Raw genomic sequence first — 21,509 nt, 5'->3', positions numbered from 1 at the left:
TTCTCGAGCTTTTATATTTTAATGAAATACCAATTGCGTAATCGTGTAAATAACCAAACCAACAAGTCCACCAACCAGCGTCCCGTTAATCCGAATAAATTGCAAATCTTTTCCAACTTCCAATTCTAGCTTTTCGCTCAATTCTTTTCCTTCCCATTTATCAACCGTATTACTAATCAAGCTTTCCATTTCTTTGACATTTCGTAAAATCATACGGTAAATAAAATGACGCACCCAACCATTAATTTTATCAATCATTTCTTGGTTATCGTTCAAATTTTCGGTTAACTTTTTAATGTTTTTCTTAATGTAAACTTGCATTGCAGAATTTTCATCATCAAAACTTTCGGTCAGATTTTGTTTAATCGCCAACCACAAATCCAAAGCATAATCATTCAATCGTTCTTTTGTGATAAAATCATCTCGAAGCGATTCTAACCTAAATTTCCAATCGGGAGATTCTTTTATATTCTGAATATTTTCTCGGATAATTCGTTCGATATTATGACGAACTGGATGTTCTTTATCTTCTTCAACCTCATCCAAAAAACTCACCACGCCTTCTACTACTCCTTTCGATATTTTTTTACCAGCAAAAAATGAAATCACAGGATGTTTTTCGTTTAATTTATCTTTAATAATCAAATCACTTTCTAAGATATATTCTTTCGCTTTTGGAATAATTGCTTCTAAAATTTCGTTGTGTTTTTCCTTTTCTAAAATATACTCTAAACTTGATGATACTAATTCAGGTAAATCAAACTGTTTTAAAATTTCATCACCTTTCAAGGTTATAAAATCAACGACATCTTTATCATCTAAGTCTTTGACAATTTTCTTGGAGAAATTAATCAACTCTTCTTGCAACATTTCTTGATTAGCAGGTTTATTCAACCAATCTGCTGCATATTTTACAACTTCTAATTTCTCGATATATGGACGAATTGTAGATGGCGTCAAAAAATTCTCAGTTACAAACTGTCCTAAATTATCTCCGATTGCATTTTTACTATTTTCGATCAGATTTGTATGCGGAATTTTAAGTCCAAGCGGATATTTGAACAAAGCTGTAACCGCAAACCAATCGGCAAGCGCACCAACCATCGCTGCTTCGGCAAATGCTTCCACATATCCGATCCATTTCACAGGTGAATGTTGACTTAGATAAACCATCAAAAAGTAAATAAAAGCCATCAAAATGAATAATCCTGTCGCAATAGCTTTATGTTTTTTGAGGTTTTGTATTTTCTGAAGTTCCGTCATAAAAGTGTTTTGAAAATTTGTTGCAAAAATTTAGCCAATCAAAAAAGCGGAGAATTCTCCGCTCAAATTTTTGTGTTTTTGATTTATTTACTTTCCTGAAAAACCAATAATGCAACATTTGCACTCGATAATAATCGTTGGCTATGATTGATTGTAAATAATCTTTCGAAAGACGATAATTCACGGTGAACAACACCTAAAACATCGATGTTGTTTTTTGTACAATAATTGATTAAACCATCTTCTACATCTTTACTCGGTTCAATTGTAATCATCGCTTCAGGATATTCTTCTTCCCATTCTTTTTTCACGCTTAACATTTGTGGAGTAATCGATTTATCATCAACATGTACAATGTTCAACAATTTATCGTAACGTTTTGTCACTTCTTCCATTTGCGATAAAGCTTTTGCTTCTTTTTGATTGAACAATGTAGCGTAAGCAAAATTTCTTTCTTCTTTAAATTTTACATTATTTGGAACAACCAACACAGGTGCAGGCGAATTGTTAATGACATTTACCGTGTTAGAACCAAAAAACTTTTTGCCTAAACTATTTTGTCCATTCGTTCCCATCACCACGTATTGTATATCTTCTTTGTTGATAATATCCAAAATCATCAACAACAAATCGCCAACAACCAAAGAACTCTCTATTTTAACGTGTTCAAGATTATTTTCTTTTGCAATATTCTTAAGTTTATTGATATAATTTTCGAAATTTTCTTCTGTAACTTCAAGATAATTTTTAAGATTTGATTGTACCGAGACTAACTTAATATTAGTTTTGAGAACTTTTGCAAGGTTTAACGCATACAAAAAAGCATTGTTCGCTGTTTCCGAAAAATCGGTTGGAAATAATATTTTAGCCATAATAATTAAATTCTAGAATAGATTGTTCTATAAATTTACAACTAAAATTTAGGTAAAGCCACAAAAAAAGTCTTGATTTCTCAAGACTTATCTATTTTTTAACCGTTTTTAATAACCAAAACGACGCAAATCATTCTCTTTGCTTCTCCAGTCTTTTCGCACTTTCACGAAAAGTTTCAAGAATACTTTTTTATCAAAGAATTTCTCTAACTCTTCTCTTGCTTCTTTTCCTACTTTCGATAAAGACTCTCCTTTATGTCCAATAATAATTCCTTTCTGAGAGTCACGCTCAACAAAAATTTCAGCTTCGATAGAAATTAAATTCAAATCTTCTTTGAAACGTTCTGTAACTACCTCAACAGAATATGGAATCTCTTTTTGATAGTTTAATAAAATCTTTTCGCGAATTACTTCATTTACAATAAAACGCTCCGAACGGTCTGTTAATTGATCTTCTGGATAATATTGCGGACCTTCTGGAATAATTGCTTTGATCTTATTAATCAACAAATCTACATTCACGTTTTCTTTTGCCGAAATAGGTAAAATCTCTGCTTTTGGTAATAATTCGTGCCAATATTCTACTGCTTCATTTAATCGATCTGGCGTAGCTGTATCAATTTTATTCAATAATAAAATAATTGGTGTAGATGTTTTTTGCAGACGTTCGAAAACTTGTTCATTTTTCAATCGTTTTTCTCCAATTTCTACAACATAAAGAATCACATCAGCATCCACCAACGATTCATTTACTGCATCCATCATTTTTGTTTGCAGTTCATAAGCAGGATCCAAAACACCAGGCGTATCCGAAAATACAATCTGATAATCTTCTCCCGTTAAAATACCTTTGATACGATGACGTGTAGTTTGCGCTTTGTGTGTTGCGATAACCAAACGCTCTTTCATCAACATATTCATCAAAGTAGATTTTCCAACATTTGGATTTCCTATGATATTTACAAAACCGGATTTAAATTTCTTTTCGTCTGACATTCTACAAATTTAGTGATTTTTATAATATTATTTCAGATTAATATGTTGAAGAAAAGATTAATATTCTAATGAAATTTTAATTTCATAAAATTGATTTTGGTCTGTATTTTGAATAATTCTAATTAAGTTCAAAAAAATATGACGAAAGTTATGGTTTATTGAAAAATATGATTAATTTCATACATGTGTTATGGAAGATTAAATTAACCAAAATTTAAAAAAATGATGAAAGCAGAACTTATCGAAAAAGAAGAAGTAAGAAACTATAAATTTTTAGACGCGCCAAAAGACGAAGTAACGGTAGAGGCAAACAAATTGAATGGCGCAGTAAGATTAGGAAACGAATTCAAATCGAAAGCATATATTACATTTCAAACAGATCAAGGTCCTAAAAAAATTGAGACAACTGTTTGGTCTGTTACGGATAAATTTCTACAAATTAAGAATGGAGTTTTGATTCCGTTAAAATCTTTAATTGATATTCAATACTAAAAATTGTTTATTGCTTAAATTAAAAAAGGGATACGACGATGTCGTATCCCTTTTTTAATTAATTATTTTTATTGGATTCTTTCAGCAATCTAATTAACTCTGCACGTATAGCAGCTTTATCATTACTTTTCGGAAAATCTCCGATAAAAAATGTTTGTTGCGGAACTTCATAAGGTTCTAATTCACTTTTTGGAATATCAACATGTTCTGCAAATCGACTTTCTATTACCAAAGAAATTACATCTTCTGTAGATCCTTTTTTCGGAAAAGCAATCACAATAAAGTTATAATCGATATATGGTTTTAATTTTTCTTCAATCAATTCTAAATTCACCACATCTTTCCTATTCAACTTACATTCATTTCCAGAAATCCATCTAAACTTTTTCTGATCATCCGAAACAACAGCCTGTCTATATAAATTTAGTGATTCTTTTTCGTAAGGCGAATTCAAGACTAAATTACCTTTTTCATCTTCCGAAAGTTCTATTTTATCTAAAACTGTATAATCTGTTTCATCTATTTTTTTTACTGCAATTGGAAATCCATTCGCGGTAAAAACTTGATAAAAACTGGTTTTCGTTTGATCATTCAATTTACTTTTCAAATCATTTGACAAATCATCACTTTCGATTGCAATTTTTTCGATTCTAGCCAAATCTTCAAAAGAATTTTCAATCTGTTTCTTTGTCAAATAAGCATAATTTAATGCGTATCCTATTTCGTCTTGACTTTCGTCTGTTAATGGAATCTTCACTTTATCCGAATCTTCATGACAATACAAATCAAAACCTCCTTCTATGGCTTGAACCAATGAAATTTCTCCTTCATTTTCTAAAACCGATGAACTTAAAAGTGTAGAATCTCCTTTTTTCAATCCTAAAAAATTATTTAACGAATGAAACGTTTCATTTACAAATCGAGGATCAAAATTCGATACATAAACATTATCTTCTCTCGAATAATGAAAATTAACTTTTTCTTCTTTTGAATCGATCTTTTTCATCAAATCAAAAATATCATTTTGCCATTGAAAGGTATTTTTATCCTGAAATTCACTTAAAATCTCTGGAATGTTTTTATTGTTAAAATCTAACTTCATAATAATTACTTTTGTGTGTTTTTAATTTACTGATAATCAAATTAAATCAATAATTTTACCAAAAAACTCGATTAAAATGTTTTTTCAACTTTTGTTGACAAAAAGTTGAAAAAAGCAGTTTCAAAAATTGGTAATTTTATAAAATTTAATGGATAATTATTTATCTTAGCAAGATGAATCACAAAACAGATTTTTCGAATTTAAGATTTAAACGAAATCTAAATTCTAATCCATCACATATAGAGTCATTTGAATTAGATAGTTTACAAGTCAAAAGTGATTACAATTACGATGATGTAAAAAATCTGAAACAGATTAACTTTTTACCCGGAGTTGCCCCATATTTACGCGGTCCTTATACGACAATGTATGTTCGTCAACCTTGGACAATTCGCCAATATGCAGGTTTTTCTACTGCAGAAGAATCGAATGCTTTTTATAAAAGAAATTTAGCTGCTGGTCAGAAAGGGCTTTCTGTTGCCTTTGATTTGGCTACTCACCGCGGTTACGACTCAGATCATGAACGTGTTGTAGGAGATGTAGGTAAAGCTGGCGTTGCGATAGATTCTGTAGAAGATATGAAGATTTTGTTCAATGAAATTCCATTGGATAAAATTTCGGTTTCGATGACAATGAACGGAGCTGTTCTTCCTATTTTAGCTTTTTACATTGTAGCTGCAGAAGAGCAAGGTGTTTCGCAAGATCAACTTTCTGGTACAATTCAGAATGATATTTTGAAAGAGTTCATGGTGCGTAATACATACATTTATCCGCCAACTCCTTCAATGAAAATTATTGCAGATATTTTCGAATATACTTCTCAAAAAATTCCTCGCTTCAATTCGATTTCTATTTCGGGTTATCACATGCAAGAAGCTGGAGCTACGCCTGTTTTGGAAATGGCTTATACCCTTGCAGATGGTTACGAATATGTAAAAACTGGTTTGGAAGCAGGATTGAAAGTTGATGATTTTGCTCCTCGTTTATCATTTTTCTGGGCGATTGGAATGAATTTCCCTCAAGAAATTGCAAAAATGAGAGCTGCTCGTATGTTATGGGCAAAATTGATGCAAGAATTTGAGCCTCAAAATAAAAAATCATTAATGTTGAGAACGCACTGTCAGACTTCTGGTTGGAGTTTAACAGAGCAAGAACCTTATAACAATATTGGTCGTACAGCGATAGAAGCGTTAGCTGCTGCTTTAGGAGGAACGCAGTCTTTGCATACCAATGCGTTGGACGAAGCAATTGCTTTGCCAACAGATTTCTCGGCTCGTATTGCACGTAATACACAAATCATTTTACAAGAGGAAACTCAAATTTGTAGAACGGCTGATCCTTTTGGAGGAAGCTTTATGATTGAATCTTTGACAAATGAAATGGCAAATCAAGCGTGGGAATATATTCAAGAAGTTCGTGAATTAGGTGGAATGACGCAAGCCATAGAAGCTGGAATTCCAAAAATGCGTATTGAAGAAGCTGCTGCAAAAAAACAAGCCAAAATTGACTCTGGTGAAGTCGCAATTGTTGGTGTAAATGCTTACCGCTCGAAATTAGAACAACAAGAGTTCGAAATTTTAGAAGTTGACAACACTGCTGTTCGTCAAAAACAAATTGATCGATTAAATCAAATTAAAGCGGAGCGTAACAGCGAAGCTGTAAAAGATATTTTAGCACAATTAACAAAAGCTGCTGAAACAGGCGAAGGAAATTTATTAGAATTATCTATCGAAGCGGCTCGTCGTCGTGTTACTTTAGGTGAAATTTCTGATGCATTAGAAGCTGTTTTTGGTCGTCATAAAGCAATTACAAGAGGAATTCAAGGAGTTTATGCTATGGAAGCAGGTAAAATGAATAAATTTGAGGAAGCTCGTAATTTAGCTGACGAGTTTGCCGAAGAAGATGGACGCCGTCCTCGTATTATGGTAGCTAAAATGGGACAAGATGGTCACGATCGTGGTGCGAAAGTCGTTGCAACCTCTTTTGCGGATATGGGATTTGATGTGGATATTTCTCCATTGTTCCAGACGCCAGCAGAAGTTGCGAAACAAGCTGTAGAGAATGATGTTCATATTTTAGGAATTTCTTCTTTGGCTGCAGGACACAAAACGTTGGTTCCGGAAGTTGTAAAACAATTGAAAGAATTAGGTAGAGACGATGTTTATATCGTAGTCGGAGGTGTTATTCCGCGTCAAGATTATGATTATCTTTATCAAAATGGTGCAGATGCAATCTTTGGTCCAGGGACAAACTTGGCGGAATGTGCCTGCGAAATTTTAGAGAATTTATTGAAATCTTATAAATAAATCTATTTTAGTATGAGTATTCCTGTCTATTGACAGGAATATTTTTATATTTATACCACACAAACCTTAAAGCGAAATGAATAAAACTCTTCGAAATATTATCTTAATCATCTGTACAATTTTTATTATATGGTTTATTGGATACTTTCTGATTGGAGATTTTATCAGTTTAGAATTCGCGAATCATGATTTTGCGAAACTATTTCCAAAGCTTTTAACATTTGCTGCGGCAGTTAGTATTTATGTACTTTTTCTACTTTCTATCAAAAAGAAAGACGGATGGAGTTTTATGAATGTGATGAAATTTATCTTTGGAATTATCTTCGGATTTCTTCCACTTCTAACCTTCGAATATTATAGTATTGGAAGTTGTACAAATTGGAAAATTGATAAAAAAATTCAAAAAACGCTTTATAAATCCAATTCTTCTGATTCAGAAAAAATTGTTTTAATCGAAACATTTTGTCCTGAATCTAACCTAAAAACAACTCAGGTAAAGCGAATTGTAGAAATTACACCTCTTTTTATCACAACTTCTGAAATTGATCTAAATAAAATTTCGGATAAAAGTTGGAAAAAACTTTAATCAAAATTAAACTTTGCTCAAAATTTGATGTCTAACAGATGAAGAAACCAATTCATCTCATGACAAAATATATTCTATCATTTCTTTTTAGTTTGATTACAATTTTTTCTTTTGCACAAGAAAAAGTCACAATTACAGGAAAAGTAACGGATGTGCTTAATTTTCCTTTAACTGATTCTGAAGTTATTTTAGGCAACAAAGTCGATTCTGCACAAATTTCTACTACATCTACAAATGATGATGGTACGTTCAAAATTGAAGTTAATCTACAAGATAAACCTGTTTATTTAATCATTGATGATCCTTTAGAAGGCGTTTTCAAACAAAGTTTCGAATCCATCAAAAACAATATTGATCTTGGAATAATTATCATTAATCCGATGATTTATGATTTAGATGAGGTTGTGGTAACAAATGTGGAACCTATTGTTGTAAAACAAGATACAATCGAGTATAATGCTGATTCTTACAAAGTAAAACCGAATGCAAATTTGGAAGCTTTGTTGAGAGAATTACCAGGTTTTGAGATGGATGACAGCGGAAATATTACGGTAAATGGAAAAGATGTTAATGAGATTTTGATTGATGGTGAACCATTTTTTGGAACGGACGGAAAAGTTGCGTTAGAAAATTTACCTGTAGATATTATCAAAAAAATTCAGGTTTCGGATTATAAAACGAAAAATGAAAAATTCTCTGGGGAACGTTCGAAATCGAATAAGTCTTCGCTAAATATTACCTTGAAAGAAGATAAAAAAAAAGGTTATATGCTCAAAGCCACGGCGGGTAATGGAACGGATAATCATTACGAAGGCAATTTGATGGCGAACTATTTTAAAGATAAAAAGAAAATTAGTTTGATTGGTTCTTCGACAGATATTGCAGCTTCTGGAATGACAAGCGGTGAAGGTTCGCGTGGTCGTGGTGGAATGGGAAGAAGAGGTTCTGATGGTGTAATAACAAATACTTCAATTGGATTGAATTATAACGATCAATTAACTGATAATTTGAAAATTGGAGCTGATTATCGTTTGAATCATTCCTTTACGAAAAACGATCAATATCAACATGTAGAAAACTTTTCTCCAAAAAATATTTATACTTCTGATGCGAATTCTAAAACTAAAAGTGAAACGTATGGTCATAATTTTGGAACAAATTTAGAATGGACGAAAAACAATACAAAAATTTATTTTTATCCATCGTTTAGTAATTCTTCGTCTACAAATTCATCAATTTCGGATAGTAAAACATATTCAGATTTGGGTGATTTGAGAAATCAAATGAATCAAACTTCAAATGGAAAATCAAGCTCGAATACATTTAATACATTATTATCACTTAATCAGAAATTCAAAAATAAATCTTATTTAGACTTTAATTCAAGTATTTCGATTGGTAAAACAGATCGAAATTCGTTCATCAATTCGACAACTTTATATACAAATGATACTATTGCGGATATTTATAGAAACATCAATGAGAAAAATATTTCGAAAAATAATCAATACAATTTTGATGTAAAATATACGTATCCAATTACAGATTCTTTGAAAATCGCCGTTGGTTCTGCTTATAATTTAACCGATTCTGAAACCAATAATAGAACGTGGAATTATAATGATGTAACGGGAGAATATGACAATTTGAACAATGATTTGACGCGTTTTTATTCAACCAAATTGAATGAATTTAATCCGTATGCTCAATTATTATTGAACAAAAATAAAATTTCGGCAACAGTTCGTTTTGGAGCAAACATCTACAATCAACAAAATTTTGGAACGTTTAAAGCAGATGATTACAGCTCAACTCAGAACAAAACTTTACCAGATATTTCGGGAAATATTCGTTATCAAAACGGAAACAACTCACTTTCCTTAATGTATAATTATCAGACAAGTTTGGCTTCGACATCACAAGTTTTACCAATTTTAGACGAAACTGATCCGTTAGATGTTTTCAAAGGTAATCCAGATCTTGATCCCAATAAAGCACATCGAATCAATTTGATGTTTAGCAATTTCGATCGTAAAACTCGTCAAGGATTTAATGCTAACTTAGGTTATACGTACAACGAATCAAATATTGTGAATTACACAGAAATGGATTATTCGATTTATAAACGAACAACAACATATGAAAATGTAAAAGGAAATTATCGTCTGAATGGTAACTTTTTCTTTAATAAACAATATCAAAAAGGGATCAATAAATTTAGAGTAAATGTAGGAATGTCGGCGAGTTATGCTTTAACGCAAGGTTTTAGAGATGCGGTGAAATATGAGCAATACAATACAACTTTATCACCTACATTGAGATTAAACTGGGATTATGGTGATTATTTAACGATTTCACCTTCTTATCGTTTGAACTTCACAAATTCTAAATATGTCAATTACTCAATTGATAATCAAAATAATATTACGCACAATTTCGGAATTAAAACTATTTCTACTTTTCCTAAAAATTTGACTTGGACAAATGATTTCAGTTACAATTATAACTCGAGAATGGCAGCAGGTTTCAAGCGTGATTTCTTTTTGTGGAATACAAGTTTGATGTATCGTTTCTTCGATGATAAATTGGAGGCTGGTGTTAAAGTTTACGATTTATTGAATCAAAATAACAGTTATACGCGTACAATTACAGCGGAATCAACAATCGATCAACGCAATAATATTCTGACTCGTTTTGTGATGTTCTCGTTAACATTCAACTTAAATCAGTTTGGTGGAAAATCTACAAAAGGTGGAGACAGAGACCGACCAAGAGAAGGCGGAATGCGAAGAATGTAAATGCAGTAGTAAAATAACAAAAAAACGGCTCAATTTTGAACCGTTTTTTTTGTTAATTATCTTTATCAACTCCTGTTTTTTTCTTGTATTTTTTGATAATATTCTTCTTCTACTTTATCAAATTCTGATATCGAAATTACTTTTCCTTTCGTGGGTTTTGTTTTGTCATGTTGAATTTATTTCAAAATCGAATATTGTTTATGATGAGAATGTGAAACGAATTCAGATTGATATACGAATAATTTATTCTAAAATATATTTCAATTTATAGCCAAACATTCCACGATCTTTGATCATGTCAGCAACACCTTCTGGACATTCATTTTCCCAATCTTGCTCAGCATTTGCAATTTTTTCTAAAATTCGACGCGAATAAGAATCTAAATAACCTCTGTTGTAATTCAAAATATCTTGAATTCTTCCATTATACAAGAAATATTTGTACAATTCGTGTACGCTATCACTTACTTGTAGATTTTTCGACGTCAACAAAATATCTTTTTCTTTGTCTAAATATGGATACAAATAAACTTTTACATTTTTCTTGAATAATTTTCCGAAAGCTTCCATGATTCCGCCAGGTAAATCGGCATAATATTGCTCATTGAAAATTTCGACCAAATTATTAACACCCATCGCTAAACCAACTTTGGTTTGATTTCGAGTAAATTTCGAGAAATAATCAACTAATTTATAATATTCAGAAAAGTTAGAAATGATAACATTGTAACCTAAACTACCAATAATATCAGCGCGATCTAAAAAATCTCGTTCATTCAATTCGCCTTCAAAACCAGAAGCAATCAAGTTAGAAAGCGTAATCTCAAATAAAATTTCGGTATTATCTGTTCTAACATCATCTTCTTGTTTGAAAATTTCTAAACCACCTTTGAACATATCCATATTTACATTCATAAAAGGACGGAAAGAGCCACGAACAGCGAAGATATTTTTCTTGTATAATAAATCGGCAGGTAAAATATTTTTTCCTTGTGGATTGAAAACCGCAACATCAGTCATTCCATTTTTAACCAATTGAAGCGACATCAAACGATTATCAACATATTTGAATTGTGGTCCACGGAAATTAATCATGTCAATTTCTAATTGATCTTTATCCAACGTATCGTATAAAGATTTTATTAATTTTCGGGGATTATCGTAGTAATAATAAGCGCCATAAATCAAATTAACACCCAAAACACCTAAAGTTTCTTGTTGCAATTGAGCCGTATTTTCTTTGAATTTTACATGAAAAATAATCTCGTTTGCTTTTTCATCTTCTGCATTTAACTTGAAACGTAAACCTATCCAACCTTGACCTTCATTTTTCTTTGAATAATCAATTGTTGTTACCGTATTTGCGTAGGTGAAAAATGCTTTTTCTTTGTAGTGATCGTGGACTAGACGCTCTTTCATCAATTCCATCTCATGATCCAACATTTTTTTAAGGCGAGCTTGTGTCACATAACGACGATTTTCTTCTACACCATATATAGAATCGGACATTTCTTTGTCATAAGCACTCATCGCTTTTGCAACAGTACCCGAAGCAGCACCTGCGCGATAAAAAAAACGAACGGTTTCTTGACCTGCTCCAATTTCTGCAAAAGAACCGTATATTTTCGGATTCAAATTGATCTCTAAAGCTTTTTGTTTAGGAGTAAGAACTTGTTCTAATGCCATATTTTAATTTCAAATAGTTTGTGGTAAATTTACCAAATCATTATGGCTAAATCAAATATAAAAATACATTTTTTAGGAACAGGGACTTCACAAGGAATTCCGATTATTGGTAGCGATCATCCGGTATGTTTGTCAACAAATCAAAAAGATAAACGTTTGCGTTCTTCTTTGTTGTTAGAAAAGGATGGAAAGATTATTACGATAGATAGTGGACCAGATTTTAGACAACAAATGTTACGTTATAATGCGCATAGATTGGACGGAATCCTGTATACACACGAGCATAATGACCATGTTTTAGGATTGGATGATATTCGCCCGTTGGTTTTCAAATCTGGAGAAGATATGAATGTCTATGGTTTGAAACGAGTGTTGGATGAATTACATAATCGATTTCCATATATGTTTGCTGAACATAAATATCCTGGAGTGCCAACGGTGATAGAGAATGTTGTGGAAGATGAAAAATTTTTGGTTGTTGGATTTACGATTGAACCAATAAAAGTTTTGCATGGACCTTTGCCTATTTTGGGTTATTTGATTGATGATAAAATTGCTTATTTGACAGATGTAAAAACAATTCCGACAGAATCGCTTGAGAAATTACGTGGAGTAGAAGTTTTAATCATTAGTGCGCTACGAGTAGAACAAGAACATTTTTCGCATATATTATTAGATGAAGCCATACGATACTCGGATTTGATAGGTGCAAAGCAGACATATTTTACACATATTTCGCATCATTTGGGATTTCATGATGAAGTAGAGGAAAAATTACCAGAAGGTAAACATTTGGCTTACGATACGTTAGAAATAATTCTGTAAAAAGTTTAAAAAATAGTTGGAAAAATAAATAAACTAACATTATATTTGCAGTCCATAAAGGCTCGGATGGCGGAATTGGTAGACGCGCACGACTCAAACTCGTGTTCCTTTGGAGTGTGGGTTCGATTCCCACTCCGAGTACTAAGCAAAAGCTCGAAACATTAGTTTCGAGCTTTTTTTATTTACATTCTCCTTTTTGTATAATTTTTACTTCAAATTTTCGGGCTCTATCATCTATAAAAGTAACTTCGTTTTCATAAAATTCAGGAAGTTTGTAATGCGTATTATCCAGCCAACCACCATTTGGCCAATCAATTTTATGCAGATAATTATTTTTCGTTGTTATAGTTACTCGATATGTCTTTGTTGACTTATTCGTTTTAACCTTGACATTTGCGCAATATTTTCCATCTTCAATGTGATCATTTATATTATGAAAATCTGAAGATGAGGAACAACTATAAATAATAGTAAAGCAAAAAAGTAAAAGTATATTTTTCATCATCTTTTTATTTAATCTTCGCTTAACAATCTATTGATATTCTGTTAAGCTTTGAATTTAATTTGCTGCATACATTTGCAGTAACAAAATCCTCATGTGTTAATTTATATCATTTCTCAAAATTACTTCTCTTTTCGGGAAGTTTTTTTGTTTTTATTAAGAAATCAGATTAAAATGTAACGTACTATACGCCTAATTTTTAAGTATAATACATATTGAAATTTTATTAATAATCAGTCGTTTATAAGTGTTTTATTTTTAATAAAGATTTAACTTCTTGAGTTTTATATTAACGTTAGGTGGCATAGTAGTTGTCATTTTATTCACTTTTTAATTAAAACTTAAAATTACTCAGATGACTAATATAGATTCAAAAAAAAATCTGGCAAACACGATTTTGTTATCCACCACGGAGCCTAAAACAGTGTTAAAGGTTATTCGATCGGATGAACATGAAAAAAAGTCTTTAAGAAATAAATTCATAGAGAGAATTTCTAAAAACTGTCTTACAAAGAAAGATTATCTAGTAATTGCTACAACTTTTGTGATTATGCTAACTTCTATTCTTTTTTTGTTTATTTATAAAAGTGAATTTCTACAATGGCATAGCACTAAATTATCTACCTGGTGGGGTGTTATTATTTATAGCCTTGGATTGGCACTTCTTATTCTTAAAACTTCTTTTCTTTTTTATTTAGGCTATTTATTCATAAAATATAAACCGGTCAAAAATGTTGCTGATGTAGATTTACCAACTTGTACCATTATTGTTCCGGCGTATAATGAAGGAAAATTAGTATATGATACTTTGTTAAGTTTAGCTGATAGTAATTATCCATCCGAAAAATTACAGATCTTAGCCGTTGACGATGGGAGTAAAGATGATACATGGAAATGGCTTCTTGAAGCGAAGAAAGTATTAGGAGATCGCGTTACACTTTTTCAACAGCCAAAAAATATGGGAAAACGTCATGCATTATATAAAGGATTCAAAATTGGAAAAGGGGAAGTTTTTGTGACGGTTGATAGTGATTCTATTGTAGATGAATCTACGCTTAGAAACTTGTTAAGCCCTTTTGTAGTGAATGAAAATTGTGGTGCTGTCGCTGGCAATGTTCGTGTATTGAATAAAGAAAAAGGTTTGATTCCAAAAATGTTGAGTGTTAGTTTTACATTTAGTTTCGAGTTTGTGCGATCTGCTCAAAGTGTGTTAGGTTCTGTGTTTTGTACACCTGGAGCTTTAGCAGCTTACAGAAAAGATGTTGTACATAATTGTTTGGAAGAATGGATAAATCAATCTTTTTTAGGGCAACCAAGTACAATCGGGGAGGATAGAGCTTTGACAAATATGATTTTGAAACAAGGTAAACATGTCTATTTTCAGAAAAATGCAATGGTTTATACCAATACTCCAGAGCGTTATAAGAATTTATACAAAATGTTTATTCGTTGGGAGAGAAGTAATGTTCGTGAGAATATTATGATGACAAAATTTGCTTTCACCAACTTTAGAGAAGGTTCTACAGTAGGAACTCGTATAATTCTGATGATGCAATGGATAAAATTAATCATGGCAATTCCATTATTTTTAATTTTAATCTTTTTTGTCGCAACACATCCAATTTTATTCATCACAAGTACATTGTCTGGCGTTTTAGTTTTTTCAAGTATTCAGATGATTTTTTATGCAAAAAAATACAATTTTAAAGAAGCTTTATTAGCATACGTTTACAGTATTTTCTATATGTTCACGCTTTTTTGGATTACGCCTTATGCCATTGTAACAGCAGGAAGAAGTGGTTGGTTAACGAGAGAATTACCTCAGGCAACTTAAAATTTTAAATATTAATTCATACAAAAACTTCTCTCATTGGGAAGTTTTTTTGTTTTTACATAAAAAGTAAAAGACTAACAGCCATTACAAACATTCCGATTACAATTCCGTAAGTTGATAATTTTTTTCCAGCGTATTCGTTTGCGGTCGGAATTAATTCATTAATCGAAATATAAACCATCATACCTGCGACACTTGCGAAGATTGCTCCGAAAATTGATTCATCAAAAAATTGTAACAATACAAAATAGCCAATTAATGCGCCAATAGGTTCTGTTAATCCTGATAAAAAGGAATATAGAAATGCTTTTTTTCTATTCTTTGTAGCGTAATAGATTGGTATAGCAACGGCGATTCCTTCTGGAATATTATGAATAGCAATAGCTGAAGCTATAGAAATTCCGTAAGTTGGATTTTCTAATGCTGACAAAAAAGTTGCTAATCCTTCAGGGAAATTATGAATTGATAAAGCTAAAGCAGAAAACAAACCCAAACGCAATAATTTCTGATCGTTTGTCTCTGTTTTATTTTCATCGCAATGATGATGAGGCAATATTTTATCGATTAAAATAATGATTAAAATTCCTGCAAAAAATCCCAATAATGTATAAGTGTAACCTAATTTTTCTCCAAAAACACTTGATAATGATAATTTAGCTTTTGTTAAAATTTCTACAAAAGAGACATAAAGCATTACACCAGCAGAAATTCCCAACATTACGCCTAAGAATTTTGGATTGAATTTTTTGTATAATAAACATAAAATACTTCCTATTCCAGTGCTAATTCCGGCAAGAAAGGTTAAACTAAAAGCAAATATTAACGGATTTGAAAACATTAATTTTAATAATTAAGTTAGATTAATCTAACAAATATAATCTTTTCATTGTTTTGAACCAAGATAAATTAAGAAACCAACAAATTTCAATGTAATTTATCAGTTGTTGTAAATTATGAAAAGGATAAACTTATTTTTGTTGTATTAGTTTTTATTCAGATGGAACTTTTAGACGAAAATATTCAAAGCGATGTGTATCGCTCAATGCTCGAAATGATTGCCAAATTGGGACTTTCGAGTTATTCTACCACAATAATGACAACAATTGTTCTATCAATTTTGTTAGTTATTATATTGTATGCGATCGATTTTTTATTGCGAAAAGTGCTATTACTTGTTTTAACAAACTTTATTGCAAAAAGTAAAACAAAGATTGACGATTTATTAATCAAGAACAGGGTTTTACAATTCGCAACACATATTGTTCCTGTAATTGTCGCCAAAGAAGCGATCCCACTTATCTTCAAAGGATTTCCTAATTGGATCAAAATTGCGATGCAAATTACAGATATTGCATTGGTAATTGCTGTTGGATTGTTGTTTAATGCAATTTTTAAAACGTTCAGGGATTTTCTTCGAGGTAATAAATCTTTTTCGGATAAACCAATTGATAGTTATCTGCAAGTGATGAATATTTTAGTTTTCTTTGTTTGCGGAATTCTAATTTTTTCGATTGCGACAGGAAAATCGCCTATTACATTTTTGGTTTCTTTGGGAGCGGCTTCGGCGGTTTTGATGTTGGTTTTTAAAGATTCAATATTAGGTTTTGTGGCGAGTATTCAGGTTTCGATGAATGATATGGTGCGCGTTGGAGATTGGATTGAAATGACAAAATATGGCGCAGACGGAAATGTTACCGAGATTAATTTAGGAACGGTAAAAGTTCAGAATTTTGATAAAACAATTACAACAATTCCGACGTATGCCTTGGTTTCAGATTCGTTTCGTAATTATCGCGGTATGCAAAATGCTGGTGGACGCCGCATTAAACGTTCGATAAATATTAAAATGAATTCGATTCGATTTTTGACAGAAGAAGAAATTGAAGAATTAAAAAAAATCCGCATGTTACACGATTTTATTGTGGATAGAACTAATGAAATCAATCAATATAATGTATCGAATAAAGTTGATCCAACGATTTTGGCGAATGGAAGACGAATGACAAATATTGGTCTTTTTCGACAATATATCAAGACATATACCTATAATAGTCCAAAAATTAGAACAGATTTGATGTTCGAGGTTCGGCAACTTCAACCAACCGAACACGGTTTGCCAATTGAGTTATTTATGTTTACAAATACAACGGTTTGGAACGAATATGAAGTGATTATGGCTGATATTTTCGATCATATTATTGCGGTTGTTCCATATTTCCATTTAGAAATTTTCGAGTTACCTTCTTCGGATGATATGCGTGTCATTGCTGAAGCATTGAGAAGAAATAATTAACAAAGAAGTTGAACATTATTGTTCAGCTTCTTTGTTTTCGCTCGGTTTTTCCATCAAATTAACCATCAAATTTTTTAGTTTTTGATACATAAAAGAAGTTAATAAGATTAAAATTCCTAAAACAATAAAAGATATTATTCTGAAAATATTGCTCATTTCCCAAACATCTACGAAATATAATTTTAGAATAATCAATCCAAATAATATAATTCCAACAATAGGAAAACCTTTCAATTGTTTTCTTAATCCGAAATAAATCAATACAAATCCTAAAACTGCCCAAATAATTGGTAATAATATCATTCGGAAAATATCGGCTTGATGCGAGAAATTAGAAGAGCTTTCGTCAAGTGTTATCAACATAAAACCATTGTATTTCTCGAAACTAATCACATAAACCAAGACAAGCATGCTGATGATTTGTTTTGCTTTGGAGCTTTGGAAATCGCTACTTTTCACAACTAAATAAATAATATAAGCGGTTGGAATGAGATAACTCAAATAAAGAAAATAACTACCGATGTTATAATTTGTTTTGTTTGGTAATAATGGAATTTCGGCAAACATTGGTAAAAATAGAATGCAAAAAGCCGCAGAAATTTGTAAAACAAATTGCAAGGTATTTCCTAAATTTAGTTTTTCGCGTAGCGTTAAAATAAAAGCAATAAAGAATAATGTATAAATCAATACATAACTTACAATCATCATAAAGTTGAAATAAGGTTCGATCTGATAAATTAATTCGAACAAAATTCCTGTGTACATCAATAAAAGTGATGTTGATATGAAGATAAATTTGGAATGATTGAGCTTAAAACCTAAAAATTGTTCTTCGGTTTTGAAATCTTTCATCAAATATATATTTGCAATAGAACAAATCAATGCAATAAAACTTGTGATAAAAACATGGTTAAAAATTACGGCTAAATGTTTTTTAGTATCGATATAATCAAACCAACTAGCGCATAAAGCAATCAATAAAAATGGAAACATCGCAATGAAAAAGATTTTGAAAATGTTTTCTTTACTTTTTTTCCAAAGAAACAGTAACAAGGTTGATTCAATCGCGAAACAAATCGAAACGACATTTGCTTTAAATTGTAAGGCAACCGCAGTTGTGATAAGCGCAATGCTCAAACCGATTAAGGTATTTTGTAATAAATTATTTTTAGGTGTTTTGTAGATGTATAATGCACCGAAAGCGGTTATCAATCCAAATAAGAAAGCTATTAAACCATTGTTATTTCCAACAATAAAATAATAAACTGAAGAAATTAAAACGGTTGATAAAATGGTATTGAAAATTAGTAAAAGGCAATTCCAAACCGAAAATTCTCCTTTTTTGACGTAGTTAATTAAACTTGTAATAGTGAAAATAACGTAAAGCAAGCCAAAGAAAAGATATTGCGTTGAGATTTTAGAATTGTCGATCCATGCGATACTATATATAAAGGTAAAGCCAAATGCGATAAACGAAATAACTTGCCAATCTTTTCGCCAAGCCATGTACAGCATACTCAAGTTTAGAATCGTTAAATAACCAAACAGAAATACAAAATTGCTTTCGCCTGTACTAATCATCAATGGAGCGATAAAACCACCAATAATCGAAAAAATGGCTAAAACTTGTCGATTATATAACATTGCCATCACGATAGAAAAAATAGTCACAATTGTTAATAACCCAAAAGTGGTATTTTGAGAAAGTAAATGATATTCTCGGAAGGCAATGGTTAAGGTGAAATATAAAACGGTTAATCCGCCACCAATTAAAATGGAAGAAAAGATTTCAAAATTTTTCCGAATAAAATGAGCAATTCCAATAATTCCTAAACCAACTCCAATTCCAATCATCACGCGAAAAGTTTCGTTAATCCAATTTTGATCAATTGCATATTTTACGAAGTAAGCAATTCCTAGAACTAAGGTTACAATTCCGAAAATCGTCAAGAAATTGTCTTTGATAAATGCAATTGCGCTGTTGAGATTTTTATCAAAACTGATTTCAGTTGTTTGTTTTGGTGGAATTTTGTCAAAAATACCTTTTGGCATTTCAACTTTATGATAGGAAACAACTTCTGGTTGAGGTTCAATTTTTTTCTCTTCAACTATTTTTGGTTGCTCAACAATTGGTTTTGATTCAGTTTTAATTTCTTTCGCATCCAATTGCTCTTGCAAATATTTTAGCTTAGTTTCTTGATAATCAAGTTGTTTTTTTAGTTGCGAAACTTTATTAAACAAAATCACAATCAATACGAATATAATAATGGCAATTAAAAATTCCATAAAGTGTTTTTTAGGTAAATTGAAGTTAAGCTTTTTTTCAGAAAGCCTAAAATTTTGTTTCATACATACCAAAATCATTCTGTTTTCGTTATTCTACAAAATCTTTATTTTTGCTAAATGTTTAAAAAGCTAAGTACATTATTGTTTATCGCGCTATCGACTTCGATTTTTGCGCAAGATGGAACGCGTGTTTACGAGTTTTTGAACATTACAACTTCTCCACGTCAAGCGGCTTTGGGAGGAAATGCAGCAACTTCTTGGGATGCTGATCCCAATTCTGCTTTATGGAATCCAGCCTTGATGAATCGAGAAATGCATGGTCAATTCGGAATCAATTACGTCAATTATATTGCGGATGTAGATTTTGGAACATTTTCGACGGTTTATGAAACCGATAAAGAAAACTTTATTTCTGTTCATGGTCAATATGTTGATTACGGAAAATTAATTGGAACTGACGAAAATGGAAATGTGACAGGGAATTTCAAAGCAAATGATGCCGCAATTACAGTTGGTTATGCACGTGTTTTGGGCGATTATTGGACAGTAGGAGCAAATTTAAAATACATTAATTCTACAATAGAATCATATAAATCCTCGGCAATTGCTGGAGATATAGGTCTTTCGTACCACGATTTCGATAAAAATATCAATGTTTCGTTGGTTGTGCGCAATATCGGTCAACAAATTCAAACGTATAATGGCAAAAAAGAAGACATGCCAACGCAAGTTAATTTGGGAATTTCTCATCGATTAGAACATGTTCCGTTAGAATTTACGTTTTCTTTGCACGATTTACAGAAGTTTGATATTTCCCAACCTTATAATAAAAACGGACAAGAAGTTTCTGCTGGAAGAAAAATGATTGATCACCTTTCGGTTGGAGCAGAATTATTTCCAGAATCAGATTTTAATATGCGTTTAGGTTATAATTTCAAACGTGGAAATGAATTAGCAGCCGAAGGAATTCGCTCTTTATCTGGTTTAACGTATGGTTTTGGAATCCGTATAAATGCTTTTCGATTCGAGTTTAGTCATGCGAATTACCACAAATCTGGAGGTTCTAATCACTTTGGTTTGATTCTCAATTTAGACCGAATTATTCAAGGTCGAGATTATTGGAGAAGTAATCCTTGGTTATAAAAACTTTTCAAACAACTATAAAATCTTATCTTTGTCTTCAATTCTATATAGATGAAAGAAAATTTAATTATTGCAATCGACGGATATTCTTCTACAGGAAAAAGTTCGATGTCAAAAATTATTGCAAGAAATCTTGGTTATACACATATTGACAGTGGCGCAATGTATCGCGCTGTGACTTTGTATGCATTTCAACATCAGTATATTGTCGATAATAAAATTGATGAGCAAGCATTAATAATCAATTTATCTGACATTAAGATAGAATTTAAACAAGATCTTATAACTCAAAAGAATCTTAGCTTTTTGAATGGTGAAAATGTAGAAGCTGATATTCGTACGATGGAAGTTTCTAAAATGGTTAGTCCAATTTCTGAGATTCCTGCTGTTCGCGATTATTGTGTAGCGCTTCAACAGCAAATGGGAGAAAAAGGAGGTATTGTGATGGATGGTCGCGATATTGGGACAACAGTTTTTCCAAATGCAGATATCAAAATTTTTGTTACAGCTTCACCTTAAGTTCGT

The 21,509-nt window shown here is 31.4% G+C and carries 17 protein-coding genes and 1 tRNA gene; 10 read left to right on the top strand and 8 right to left on the bottom strand.

Annotated features, from left to right (window positions below):
• Positions 1-18 precede the first annotated feature (18 nt).
• The 3 genes from B2X73_RS10690 to era all read right to left on the bottom strand — a co-directional run bounded on the left by B2X73_RS10690 (position 19) and on the right by era (position 3,131).
• Entirely contained in the window at positions 19-1,263 is a 1,245-nt protein-coding gene (locus B2X73_RS10690; protein WP_286496155.1) for a DUF445 domain-containing protein, read from the bottom strand.
• An 83-nt stretch (positions 1,264-1,346) separates the two neighbouring features.
• Positions 1,347-2,135, bottom strand: a complete 789-nt coding sequence (locus tag B2X73_RS10685; protein WP_125350660.1) for a universal stress protein — start codon at positions 2,133-2,135, stop codon at positions 1,347-1,349.
• Between the two features lie 108 nt (positions 2,136-2,243).
• On the bottom strand, positions 2,244-3,131 hold the full coding sequence (gene era / locus B2X73_RS10680) for a GTPase Era (protein ID WP_038334822.1): 888 nt from the start codon (positions 3,129-3,131) through the stop codon (positions 2,244-2,246).
• A 222-nt stretch (positions 3,132-3,353) separates the two neighbouring features.
• Here era and B2X73_RS10675 point away from each other — a divergent pair, with 222 nt between their 5' ends.
• A complete protein-coding gene (locus B2X73_RS10675; RefSeq protein ID WP_038334819.1) occupies positions 3,354-3,623 on the top strand; it encodes a hypothetical protein in 270 nt (89 codons plus the stop codon).
• Between the two features lie 58 nt (positions 3,624-3,681).
• On the opposite strand, the gene B2X73_RS10670 is transcribed toward B2X73_RS10675, so the two are convergent.
• Positions 3,682-4,725, bottom strand: coding sequence for a hypothetical protein (locus B2X73_RS10670; protein WP_219034248.1), 1,044 nt, complete (start codon positions 4,723-4,725; stop codon positions 3,682-3,684).
• 173 nt (positions 4,726-4,898) lie between these two features.
• On the opposite strand from B2X73_RS10670, the gene scpA reads away from it, so the two are divergent.
• The 3 genes from scpA (at position 4,899) to B2X73_RS10655 (ending at position 10,415) form a co-directional block, all read left to right on the top strand.
• Positions 4,899-7,031, top strand: coding sequence for a methylmalonyl-CoA mutase (gene scpA, locus B2X73_RS10665; RefSeq protein ID WP_125350662.1), 2,133 nt, complete (start codon positions 4,899-4,901; stop codon positions 7,029-7,031).
• 76 nt (positions 7,032-7,107) lie between these two features.
• Positions 7,108-7,617 carry a hypothetical protein gene (locus tag B2X73_RS10660; RefSeq protein ID WP_038334805.1) on the top strand — a complete coding sequence of 170 codons (510 nt, stop codon included), beginning with the start codon at positions 7,108-7,110 and terminating at the stop codon, positions 7,615-7,617.
• Between the two features lie 59 nt (positions 7,618-7,676).
• Complete coding sequence (locus B2X73_RS10655; protein WP_291096403.1) at positions 7,677-10,415, top strand: outer membrane beta-barrel protein; 2,739 nt, start codon at positions 7,677-7,679, stop codon at positions 10,413-10,415.
• A 243-nt stretch (positions 10,416-10,658) separates the two neighbouring features.
• Here the strand turns inward: B2X73_RS10655 and B2X73_RS10650 are convergent, their stop codons facing one another.
• Positions 10,659-12,101 (bottom strand): TonB-dependent receptor, encoded by a 1,443-nt coding sequence (locus B2X73_RS10650; protein ID WP_219034246.1) that lies wholly within the window; start codon positions 12,099-12,101, stop codon positions 10,659-10,661.
• Between the two features lie 42 nt (positions 12,102-12,143).
• Between B2X73_RS10650 and B2X73_RS10645 the strand changes: the two genes are divergently transcribed.
• On the top strand, positions 12,144-12,926 hold the full coding sequence (locus tag B2X73_RS10645) for an MBL fold metallo-hydrolase (protein WP_291046347.1): 783 nt from the start codon (positions 12,144-12,146) through the stop codon (positions 12,924-12,926).
• Between the two features lie 60 nt (positions 12,927-12,986).
• Positions 12,987-13,067 (top strand) — tRNA-Leu (locus tag B2X73_RS10640).
• A 37-nt stretch (positions 13,068-13,104) separates the two neighbouring features.
• On the opposite strand, the gene B2X73_RS10635 is transcribed toward B2X73_RS10640, so the two are convergent.
• Positions 13,105-13,428 (bottom strand): hypothetical protein, encoded by a 324-nt coding sequence (locus tag B2X73_RS10635; protein WP_219034235.1) that lies wholly within the window; start codon positions 13,426-13,428, stop codon positions 13,105-13,107.
• Between the two features lie 355 nt (positions 13,429-13,783).
• Here B2X73_RS10635 and B2X73_RS10630 point away from each other — a divergent pair, with 355 nt between their 5' ends.
• Positions 13,784-15,262 carry a glycosyltransferase gene (locus tag B2X73_RS10630; RefSeq protein WP_286496152.1) on the top strand — a complete coding sequence of 493 codons (1,479 nt, stop codon included), beginning with the start codon at positions 13,784-13,786 and terminating at the stop codon, positions 15,260-15,262.
• Positions 15,263-15,317: 55 nt separating this feature from the next.
• On the opposite strand, the gene zupT is transcribed toward B2X73_RS10630, so the two are convergent.
• Positions 15,318-16,100, bottom strand: coding sequence for a zinc transporter ZupT (gene zupT, locus B2X73_RS10625; protein ID WP_221856744.1), 783 nt, complete (start codon positions 16,098-16,100; stop codon positions 15,318-15,320).
• 159 nt (positions 16,101-16,259) lie between these two features.
• Between zupT and B2X73_RS10620 the strand changes: the two genes are divergently transcribed.
• The gene (locus tag B2X73_RS10620; RefSeq protein ID WP_291046380.1) at positions 16,260-17,555 is read left to right on the top strand and encodes a mechanosensitive ion channel family protein; all 1,296 of its coding nucleotides are present in this window, start codon (positions 16,260-16,262) and stop codon (positions 17,553-17,555) included.
• Positions 17,556-17,570: 15 nt separating this feature from the next.
• On the opposite strand, the gene B2X73_RS10615 is transcribed toward B2X73_RS10620, so the two are convergent.
• Positions 17,571-19,841: a DUF2339 domain-containing protein gene (locus B2X73_RS10615; protein ID WP_291096401.1), complete on the bottom strand. Its 2,271-nt coding sequence runs from the start codon at positions 19,839-19,841 to the stop codon at positions 17,571-17,573.
• 117 nt (positions 19,842-19,958) lie between these two features.
• Here B2X73_RS10615 and porQ point away from each other — a divergent pair, with 117 nt between their 5' ends.
• Both porQ and cmk read left to right on the top strand, forming a co-directional pair.
• Positions 19,959-20,984 carry a type IX secretion system protein PorQ gene (porQ, locus tag B2X73_RS10610; protein ID WP_291071098.1) on the top strand — a complete coding sequence of 342 codons (1,026 nt, stop codon included), beginning with the start codon at positions 19,959-19,961 and terminating at the stop codon, positions 20,982-20,984.
• A 51-nt stretch (positions 20,985-21,035) separates the two neighbouring features.
• Positions 21,036-21,503, top strand: a complete 468-nt coding sequence (gene cmk / locus B2X73_RS10605; protein ID WP_291096399.1) for a (d)CMP kinase — start codon at positions 21,036-21,038, stop codon at positions 21,501-21,503.
• Positions 21,504-21,509 lie beyond the last annotated feature (6 nt).

The organism is Empedobacter sp. UBA7252, from assembly GCF_002472765.1.
Classification (GTDB): Bacteria; Bacteroidota; Bacteroidia; order Flavobacteriales; family Weeksellaceae; genus Empedobacter; species Empedobacter falsenii_B.
This window is presented reverse-complemented; position numbering and strand designations above follow the sequence as displayed.

What these genes read in the sequence shown, in the direction of transcription:
- porQ (WP_291071098.1), top strand. Translation starts at nt 19,959, where the DNA reads ATGTTTAAAAAGCTAAGTACATTATTGTTTATCGCGCTATCGACTTCG.
- zupT (WP_221856744.1), bottom strand. Translation starts at nt 16,100, where the DNA reads ATGTTTTCAAATCCGTTAATATTTGCTTTTAGTTTAACCTTTCTTGCC.
- B2X73_RS10660 (WP_038334805.1), top strand. Translation starts at nt 7,108, where the DNA reads ATGAATAAAACTCTTCGAAATATTATCTTAATCATCTGTACAATTTTT.
- B2X73_RS10635 (WP_219034235.1), bottom strand. Translation starts at nt 13,428, where the DNA reads ATGAAAAATATACTTTTACTTTTTTGCTTTACTATTATTTATAGTTGT.
- B2X73_RS10690 (WP_286496155.1), bottom strand. Translation starts at nt 1,263, where the DNA reads ATGACGGAACTTCAGAAAATACAAAACCTCAAAAAACATAAAGCTATT.
- B2X73_RS10685 (WP_125350660.1), bottom strand. Translation starts at nt 2,135, where the DNA reads ATGGCTAAAATATTATTTCCAACCGATTTTTCGGAAACAGCGAACAAT.
- B2X73_RS10620 (WP_291046380.1), top strand. Translation starts at nt 16,260, where the DNA reads ATGGAACTTTTAGACGAAAATATTCAAAGCGATGTGTATCGCTCAATG.
- scpA (WP_125350662.1), top strand. Translation starts at nt 4,899, where the DNA reads ATGAATCACAAAACAGATTTTTCGAATTTAAGATTTAAACGAAATCTA.
- B2X73_RS10615 (WP_291096401.1), bottom strand. Translation starts at nt 19,841, where the DNA reads ATGGAATTTTTAATTGCCATTATTATATTCGTATTGATTGTGATTTTG.
- B2X73_RS10670 (WP_219034248.1), bottom strand. Translation starts at nt 4,725, where the DNA reads ATGAAGTTAGATTTTAACAATAAAAACATTCCAGAGATTTTAAGTGAA.
- B2X73_RS10650 (WP_219034246.1), bottom strand. Translation starts at nt 12,101, where the DNA reads ATGGCATTAGAACAAGTTCTTACTCCTAAACAAAAAGCTTTAGAGATC.
- B2X73_RS10655 (WP_291096403.1), top strand. Translation starts at nt 7,677, where the DNA reads ATGACAAAATATATTCTATCATTTCTTTTTAGTTTGATTACAATTTTT.
- B2X73_RS10675 (WP_038334819.1), top strand. Translation starts at nt 3,354, where the DNA reads ATGATGAAAGCAGAACTTATCGAAAAAGAAGAAGTAAGAAACTATAAA.
- cmk (WP_291096399.1), top strand. Translation starts at nt 21,036, where the DNA reads ATGAAAGAAAATTTAATTATTGCAATCGACGGATATTCTTCTACAGGA.
- B2X73_RS10630 (WP_286496152.1), top strand. Translation starts at nt 13,784, where the DNA reads ATGACTAATATAGATTCAAAAAAAAATCTGGCAAACACGATTTTGTTA.
- era (WP_038334822.1), bottom strand. Translation starts at nt 3,131, where the DNA reads ATGTCAGACGAAAAGAAATTTAAATCCGGTTTTGTAAATATCATAGGA.
- B2X73_RS10645 (WP_291046347.1), top strand. Translation starts at nt 12,144, where the DNA reads ATGGCTAAATCAAATATAAAAATACATTTTTTAGGAACAGGGACTTCA.